This is a genomic window from Corallococcus terminator (genome assembly GCF_003611635.1).
GTDB classification, from domain to species: domain Bacteria; phylum Myxococcota; class Myxococcia; order Myxococcales; family Myxococcaceae; genus Corallococcus; species Corallococcus terminator.
The window spans coordinates 1-7902 of sequence record NZ_RAVZ01000396.1 but is presented as its reverse complement, the minus strand read 5'-3'; the positions used below and the strand labels follow the sequence as shown (position 1 = coordinate 7902).

The window sequence follows — 7902 nt, the reverse complement described above, 5'->3', positions numbered from 1 at the left end:
GGCTTGGGAGGCGTGCGGGGCAGGATGGTGGGGGCGTACGCGTCCACCTCCAGCAGCTCCAGGCGCTCGTGTCCGGTGCCCCAGGCTTCGTCCAGGTTCTCCAGGTCGTGCTCCAGGCACCACGTGGCCAGCCGACGCGCGAGCGCCTGGGGCAGCGCGTCCGGGTTCGCGAGCGCGAAGCGGGCCAGGGGCAGCCGGGTGGGCGTCACCACCCAGAACTCGTCGCGCGGCCACTTCTCCAGCAGGACGGCCATGCGGCCCTGGAGGACGACGCGCTTGTTCTTCTCCCGGTCCCTCGCCTCCGTGTCCACCTTGACGTGCCGCAGGGCCAGGTGCGGCGGGAGCTGATAGGCGGCCACGTGGGCCGCGGGCTCCCTCTCGAAGCGCTCCATGACGGCGAGCGCCAGCTCGTCGCGGAGCGTGGAGAGGCTGGGGCCCACGCCGCTCAGCCGGGGCCAGAAGGCGGGCACCCAGGCCTGCACCAGCCGTCCGCCAAGGGGGGACACCACCAGGGGCAGTTTGAGGTCCATGGCGTCAGTCCTCCTCTCGCGCGCCAAAGACGCGCCATTGCAACCAGGCTTCCAGCAGCGGTTCCATGTCCAGGCCCGCAGGCCCGTAGCGCTGCTTCGCGCCGGTGCGCAGGTCTTCCAGCGAGCCTCCCGTCACGATGCCGGCGGCGGGCCGCACCCGGCGCACCTCCTGCTTCGTCAGTGACTTCTCCAGGTCCTCCAACGCCGGCAGCGCGTGCAGGGCCAGGGGCTGCGGCTCGAAGCGCACGCGCACCAGCGCGGCCTGGCTGCCCTCGACGAAGCGGTGCACGCCGTGCTCGCCCGCCAGCAGCAGCGGCAGCGTGCCGCTGTTGAGCTGAAGCGCATACGCGGCGGGGGGCCGCTTCAGTTCCTCCAGTGAGGCCTTCTGCTCCCAGCTCCAATGGAACCGGAGGTCCTTGTCCTTGCGCGAGGGCTTCGGCTTCTCGCCCGCCTTGGGTTCCTCTGCCAGCAACAGGGCCCGGTGGAAGGCGATGGACTGCGCGTGGGCCCAGGTCTCGTACGCCTTCGCCAGCGTGCACAGGTGCGGCCATGCGCCGCGTCCGGGGACGAGGAGGAGGGTGGCGCCGCGCGAGACGGGGAAGAGGCTGGCGTGGATGCGCTCGCGCAGGGGCTGGAAGGTCCGCCGGAGCATGGCCACGTCGCGGGCCAGGCCTTCCGCCTGTCCCACGGCGCGCGTGAGGTGCGCCTCGAACAGGAGGTCCTCCACGGCCTCGGCCTGCTGCGCGCAGTCGCGGAAGGCCTTGTCCAATTCACGCGCCTCGGACGACTTGCGCGAGGACGCCTCCGCCAGGGTCCGCTCCTCCCAGTACGCCGGCTGGCGGGACGCCTTGTCGAAGACGGCCAGCTCGCGCCGCAGGCCGCGCATGGGCTCCGAGCGGCTCCAGCGCTGCACTTCCGCGCGCAGGCTGGCCGCGTCCTCCAGCACCTTCTCGATGGTCTGCCGCCCCACGCCCTCGGCGTCACCGCCCACCGCTTCCGCGCGCAGCGAAAGCCCCGCGTCGCCGGCCTCCACGGACAGCTTCACCGCGCCGCCCTGGGGATGCGCGGCGAGCCACGCCGCCACCGGCACGACCAGCTCCCGCTCCAGCGCGCGCTTGAGGGGACGGGCGCCATAGCGCGGGTCGAAGCCGCGCGTGGCCAGCCAGTCCAGCGCGGAAGAGGCCACCTCCAGCGCCGCGTCGTGGAGGGACAGCCCCGGGCGGCGGCACACGGCCTCCACTTCGCGCACCACCAGCCGGCGCAGCAGGTCCGCGGAGAGGGGGGAGAAGACCACGACGTCATCCAGCCGGTTGAACAGCTCCGGACGGAAGAAGCGCTGCACCTCCGCGAGGTAGTGCGCGCGCAGGGCGGCGGTGTCGGGCATGCCGCCGGAGGAGTCGAAGCCCACGCGGGCGCGCCAGGTGTCCGCGCCCAGGTTGCTGGTGAGCACGAGCACCGCGTTGCGGAAGTCGGTGAAGCGGCCGGAGGCGTCGGTGAGGCGGCCCTCGCCCAGCACGCCGAGCAGCGCGTCGTGCACGGCGGGGTGGGCCTTCTCCACTTCGTCCAGCAGCACCACGCAGAAGGGCTGGCGGCGCACCGCGGCCGACAGGTGTCCGGGCGTCTCGCCGTCGCCCAACAGGCGCAAGAGCGCGTCCGGGCCGGCGTACTCGCCCATGTCCAGGCGGACCATGCGCTCCTTCGCGCCGAAGAGCAGCTCCGCCAGGGCCTTGGACAGCTCCGTCTTGCCCACGCCGGTGGGGCCCACGAAGAGCAGCACGCCCAGCGGACGGCGCGTGTCGGCGAGGCCCGCCTTGAGCACGGACACCACCGCCGCCGCGCGCTCCACCGCCGTCTCCTGTCCCAGCACCCGCGCCGAGAGGAAGTCGCGCACCTGGGCCGGCTCCAGCGGGACGTCGTCGCGCAGCAGTGCTTCGGGGATGCCGGACTCGGAGGCGAACTGGCGGACGGCGTCCAGGCGGGTGACGCGCGGCTGTCCGGCGTGCGAGCACGTGGCCAGCAGGCGGCGCAGGAAGGCCACCGTGTTGCCCACCTGGGCTCCGTACGGCAGGAAGCGGCGGCAGAGGAAGCGCGCCTCGTCGAGCGCCTCGGACCGCACCTCCAGCGGCTTCGGCCCCGCGTCGTCCTCGGCCACACGCGCGAGGATGCGGGCCAGCGCGTCGGCGGACGGCTCCTCCACGCGCACCACGGAGAAGAGGCGGGCGAAGCTGGTGTTGCGGCGCTCCACCTGTGCCCACGTCTCCGGCGTGGCCTCGGCGACCACGGACACCTCGCGGGTGGCGAGCAGCGGCAAGAGGAGCTGGGCCACGTTCTGGTCGCTGTGCGCGCTCTTGCCCGCGTCCAGTAGGTCCACCGCGTGGCCCAGGCAGAGGAGCGCGTGCGACTCAGCGGCTTCGCGCATGCAGCGGATGACCTGCTGCTGCCAGTCGCCCCCCATGCCCTCGCCCGCGATGAGGCGGCTGCCGTCCAGGAAGAAGCAGGGACGGGCGCGCTCGGGCGCGGTGGCGGTGGGGCCGCGCATCGCCTGGGCGAGCGCGTGGAGCACCGCCGTCTTGCCCACGCCCGCAGGGCCTACCAGCACCACGGACTCCGCGTCCTTCGCGGCGAGGCGCGCGCGCAAGAGCGTCACCAGCGCGTCCTGCTCATACGCGGCGTCGAGCTGTCCGTCCTTCGCGAGCGTGTGCCAGGGCACGGCGATGCGGTCCAGCGTGGGGGTGGGGGGCGGCTTCTCCGGCTTCGCGCTCCCGTCGCGGCGGCGTGAGCGGCGGCGCGGCTCCCAGGTGTCCAGGTCCAGCGCGTCCTCATCCTCGTCGTCCAGCTCCGCGCCCGACGGCTCCACGGGCGCATCTGGAGGACGCGTCGGTGGGCGGATGTCCAGGCGGAGCTGGCGCGGGGTGAGGGTGGCGAGCAGGGTGGGCGTGGCGTGGACTTCAATCTCCACCAGCGACTCCGCGCCTTCCGGGCGCAGCGCGAGCCGACGCGCGTCGGAGAGGCCCTCCAGTTGTTCGCCCAGGCGGTCCGATGCTTCTGGGGGAAGTGCCTTGCCCTGGAACCACAGGTGCGTGCCGAGGCGCGGGGCATGCAGTCCGATGAAGGACTGGTGCGCGGGGGCGACGACGGCGGTGAAGTGCAGTGGCGCGACGGTGTTCGACTCCGCGCCCCAGATGGGGAGGGCCTCCTGCACCTCGAGCGTATGGAGGACACCGTCGGACGCGGCGATGAACTCCGGCACCCGGCGGGGGTGCACGCGGGTGAGCTGATCATCGAGCGCCAGCGTCAGCTCCTCGGTGGCCTTCTCCAGCGTCTCCGCGTGAACAGCGAGGTGGGGCAGCGCCAACGGTGTGAGCGTGACCCGGCGGCTGGCGTGCCGCTGCACCCAGCATTGAAAACGGAAGTTCATGGGAGAGGGCTCACGCTAGCACGGCGCCGCACAGCGACGCCCCGGGCCCCCGGGAGCTGACGGGCCGCCTGCCTCGGCGGCTCACTTCCGCTCGGACGGCCGCCAGAGTTCTTCGGAAGCAAGCCCCAGCACGCGGGCCGCGGATGCATGCAGCGACGCGGGTGCGAGCCGTCCCTCGTGCGCGGCCCGGCCCAGCCACTCCTGGATGACGCCGCCGGAGTGCTCGAAGCCGTCGGCCTTGAGGAGCCCGTACAGCCCGGCGGCCAGCACGTGCATGCCGTCATCGGCTTTGCGCCAGCGCTCGCGTGCGGGGATGGCGACGCCGAGCCGCTCGGTGATGAGCTGTTCCAGCGCTTCGGCGGTGTCCTCGTCGAGCAGTGCGCAGGGGGGCCGCGCGGAAGCGCCGTGCCGCTGTGCATTTCGCTGCACGGTGAGTCCAGGCCAAGGTGAACGCACGGGCCCGTCCATCAACGAGGGCTTCTCTTCCCGAGGTGGCCGGCCCAGGATGACGGCGGATGCCTCCCCGCGCCGCCCGTCCACCCCGCTGTCCGCGTTGCAACCTCGCGATACACCTGTGCCTGTGCGCGGAGATTCCCCGGGTGGAAACCCGGACCCGGGTCCTCCTGCTCCAGCACGTGATGGAGGTCGCGAAGCGGAGCAACACCGGACGTGTGGCCGCGCTGGCCCTCACGAACGCGAAGCTGCTCATCCACGGTGCGATGGTCGATGCCTTCGACCCGGCCGTGCTCTGCGAACCGGGCACCTGGCTGCTCTTCCCGGATGGCCCCACCGCACCGCCGGATGCTCCCGCGCCAAGACAACTGGTGGTGTTGGACGCGAACTGGTCGCAGGCACGGCGGATGAGCCAGCGGCTCCCCGCGCTGCGGACGCTCCCAAGGCTGGTGCTGCCACCGCCCGAGCCCGGGATGCTCCGGCTTCGCGAGACCTCGCATCCCTCAGGGATGTCCACCCTGGATGCCATCGCCCGCGCGGTGGCGCTGCTCGAAGGACCGGAGGCGGCGGCACCGCTGGTGCGGCTGGCCGCGCTCCGGGTCCAACGCATCGCCGACTGCGGGACGCTGAACTGAGCGCCGGAGTGCCGTTCCAGCTCCGGCCCGGCTCTCAGCGACCGACCCTGGCCTGGAGGTGCGCGGGGTAGCGATCCCCCTGCACCGTGATCTGCGAGAGGGCTCCCTGGATGTCCCGCAGCTCCTCGGGCGTCAGCCTGACGTCCGCGGCTCCGGCGTTCTCCTCCAGGCGATGCCGCTTGGTGGTCCCCGGGATGGGCACGATCCACGGCTTCTGTTCCAGGAGCCAGGCGAGCGCGAGCTGGCTGCGGGTCACCTTCTTCCGGGTCGCCAGCTCGCCCAGCCGATCCACCAGATCCTGGTTCGCCTTCCGGGCCTCCGGCGTGAAGCGCGGGACGACGTTGCGGAAGTCCGTGCTGTCGAACGTCGTGCTCTCGCTGATGGCCCCCGTGAGGAAGCCCTTGCCTAGCGGGGAGAAGGGCACGAAGCCGATGCCCAGCTCCTCCAGCGTCGGCAGGATCTCCTTCTCGGGTTCCCGCCACCACAGGGAGTATTCGCTCTGGAGGGCGGTGACCGGCTGGACCGCGTGCGCGCGCCGGATCGTCTGCGCGCCTGCTTCGGACAGGCCGAAGTGCTTCACCTTGCCCTGCTGGATCAGCTCCTTCACCGTGCCCGCGACCTCCTCGATGGGAACGTTCGGGTCGACGCGGTGCTGATAGAAGAGATCGATGCGGTCGGTCTTGAGCCGCTTGAGCGCCGCTTCGGCGACGGCCTTGATGTGCTCCGGCCGGCTGTTCATGCCGCTCTGGCCGCCAGCGGAGTCGAAGTCGAAGCCGAACTTGGTGGCGATCACCACCTGGTCCCGGAAGGGAGCGAGGGCTTCGCCCAGGAGCTCTTCGTTGCGGTAGGGGCCGTAGGCCTCGGCGGTGTCGAAGAAGGTGATCCCGCGCTCGAAGGCCAGGCGGATCAACTGGATGGCCTCCTGCTTTTCAGTGGCCGGGCCATAGCCATAGCTCAAACCCATGCAGCCAAGGCCGATGGCCGAGACTTCTAGTCCGCTGTTTCCAAGTTCGCGCTTCTGCATGGCGTTCTCCTCTGAGAGAGACATCAGGTCGAAACGTAGGGACCTGGACCGCCAATGACTACGCGCATGGAGCCAAAAGGCTTTTAAGCCAGGGTTGATAATGAGGTCCCAGCTCCCTGGTGGCGTCGTTGGGCGCAAGCGGGGCGGCGCTCTCCTGCCGGGGCGGCGCTCTCCCCGGGTGAACATTCACCCCGAGTGAACGCCTCCTTGATTATCCATGAAATCATCTTTATCATGAAAATACCTGTTTTGACGTACGGACAGGCCCTGTGCCTGGGGGGCACATCGCTCCCCAGGTGAACCTGTAATCATGTGAGTGGAGAAAGAACCGATGAAGCGAGTCTTCGAGGCGGTGTCTTCGGCAGCGGTGGTGTTGACTGCAATCACGGTGCTGGCCGGATGTGGGGCCGCGCCAGAGGGGGAGGAGGAGTTCGACGTCGAGGTGGCGAAATCCTCGCTCACCTTCACGGGATCGGTGGTCTACGACGCGGGGACGCGGTGTACCGTTGGTGGGAGCACCATGCACTGCTGTCCTACCGGCTATGCCATGATTGGCGCGCACCTCAGCAATGACGTCTTCAAGTGTGCCCAACTCTCCTCTACGAGTGGTTCCCGCTTCATCAATACAGGGGGCAGGCGCAACGGGATGCATGCCTGTCCCTATGGCAGCGTCATGGTCGGCCTGCACGTCAGCAACGACTACCTGGCATGCCAGTATCCAGGGACGAGCGTCGTCTCCGAGTATGTGGATGGGGACCCTGGCACGAAGGACTCCTACCCGATGCACGTGTGCGGGGCCGGCGGTTACGCGATGAGCGGCATCCACGTCAGCAACAACCTGTTCACCTGCGCCAAGTAGCTCGGCGCACCGCGAGGACCGCTCGACCAAGGGCGGTCTTCGTCAGGCCAGGGTGGTTCTGCGCGCTGGCAGCCCCTCACGCGAAGGCGGCGCTGCGCAGGACCATCACGTCGGCGAAGGCCAGGCGTTCAGGCGCGAGACGCAGCGCGCCCTGTGACACCTGTTCGAGGAAGTGCTCGCCGTAGTCGAGCTGGGGGCCGGAGGCATACACGGTGATGTCCCGGGCCCGCGCGATGTCCCCGAGCGTGCGGGCCACCGCGTGCGCCACCTCTCCCCAGAAGGGGAAGTACAGATAGAACGCGGTGCCGTCCGACAGGTCCACGTCGCGGACATCCGCGTGGATGAACTCCAGGTTCGGCAGCGCGAAACGCTCGCCATTGCGGCGCGCGGAATCAACGTATGTCTGCCCATACTCCACGCCCTTGACCCGGGCGGCGGAGCTTGCGGCCACGGTGATGGCGAACTTCCCGTTGCCGCAGCCGAGGTCGTAGACGGTGTCGCTCTGGCCGGGGCTGGTGACGGACAGGAAGTCGGAGATGCGCTGGGCCCGCGAGGCCATGTTCACCTGACCGAACGGGGGACGGTCCTGGCCGGTGGTGATGCGGGAGATGCGCAGCAGGCCTTCCAGCCAGTCATCCGCCGCCGTGCTCGCGCGACCCGTGGCCTCGGTGAAGCCGAGCCCCTCCCACTGTTCCCGGAAGTGTGCCGGTGAGAGGCCTCCCGTGCGCAACCGCTGGGCGACATCCTCTCCCGCTGCATCCAGCGCGGCGGTCACCAGGAGGGCACGCGCCTCCAGCGCCGTCCAGAGGATCTGGAGCTCCGGACGCGCCCGCACATCGAGCAGGAGCAGCGCGGGTTCCACGTTCTCCTGCACGAAGGAGAACCGTTCGAAGAGCTCCCACTGCGCGCCCAGGCTCAACGTCTTCAAATCCCCGGGCGCCAGGAGGATCTCGGCGCGCCGGCCTCCGCGCTGACCGCCCTCA

6 protein-coding genes and 1 pseudogene are annotated in these 7902 nt (G+C 70.4%); 2 read left to right on the top strand and 5 right to left on the bottom strand.

Annotation, left to right across the window (positions count from 1 at the left end; genetic code table 11):
• The 3 genes and pseudogenes from D7V88_RS35925 to D7V88_RS35915 form a co-directional block, all read right to left on the bottom strand.
• Window positions 1-530: pseudogene (locus D7V88_RS35925) on the bottom strand (AAA family ATPase); the annotation flags it as partial.
• Between the two features lie 4 nt (window positions 531-534).
• The gene (locus D7V88_RS35920) at window positions 535-3948 is read right to left on the bottom strand and encodes an AAA family ATPase (RefSeq protein ID WP_120545103.1); all 3414 of its coding nucleotides are present in this window, start codon (window positions 3946-3948) and stop codon (window positions 535-537) included.
• An 81-nt stretch (window positions 3949-4029) separates the two neighbouring features.
• Entirely contained in the window at window positions 4030-4377 is a 348-nt protein-coding gene (locus D7V88_RS35915; RefSeq protein WP_147449006.1) for a hypothetical protein, read from the bottom strand.
• Window positions 4378-4463: 86 nt separating this feature from the next.
• Between D7V88_RS35915 and D7V88_RS35910 the strand changes: the two genes are divergently transcribed.
• The gene (locus tag D7V88_RS35910) at window positions 4464-5036 is read left to right on the top strand and encodes a tRNA-uridine aminocarboxypropyltransferase (protein WP_120545101.1); all 573 of its coding nucleotides are present in this window, start codon (window positions 4464-4466) and stop codon (window positions 5034-5036) included.
• A 34-nt stretch (window positions 5037-5070) separates the two neighbouring features.
• Here the strand turns inward: D7V88_RS35910 and D7V88_RS35905 are convergent, their stop codons facing one another.
• Window positions 5071-6060: an aldo/keto reductase gene (locus D7V88_RS35905; RefSeq protein WP_120545100.1), complete on the bottom strand. Its 990-nt coding sequence runs from the start codon at window positions 6058-6060 to the stop codon at window positions 5071-5073.
• A 331-nt stretch (window positions 6061-6391) separates the two neighbouring features.
• Here D7V88_RS35905 and D7V88_RS35900 point away from each other — a divergent pair, with 331 nt between their 5' ends.
• Window positions 6392-6919, top strand: coding sequence for a hypothetical protein (locus D7V88_RS35900; RefSeq protein ID WP_120545099.1), 528 nt, complete (start codon window positions 6392-6394; stop codon window positions 6917-6919).
• A 76-nt stretch (window positions 6920-6995) separates the two neighbouring features.
• Here D7V88_RS35900 and D7V88_RS35895 read toward each other — a convergent pair.
• A partial coding sequence (locus D7V88_RS35895) for a methyltransferase domain-containing protein (RefSeq protein WP_147449005.1) occupies window positions 6996-7902 on the bottom strand: 907 nt, incomplete at its 5' end.

Coding starts and splice junctions, on each gene's coding strand:
- D7V88_RS35920 (WP_120545103.1), bottom strand. CDS start 3,948: ATGAACTTCCGTTTTCAATGCTGGGTGCAGCGGCACGCCAGCCGCCGG.
- D7V88_RS35910 (WP_120545101.1), top strand. CDS start 4,464: ATGCCTCCCCGCGCCGCCCGTCCACCCCGCTGTCCGCGTTGCAACCTC.
- D7V88_RS35905 (WP_120545100.1), bottom strand. CDS start 6,060: ATGCAGAAGCGCGAACTTGGAAACAGCGGACTAGAAGTCTCGGCCATC.
- D7V88_RS35900 (WP_120545099.1), top strand. CDS start 6,392: ATGAAGCGAGTCTTCGAGGCGGTGTCTTCGGCAGCGGTGGTGTTGACT.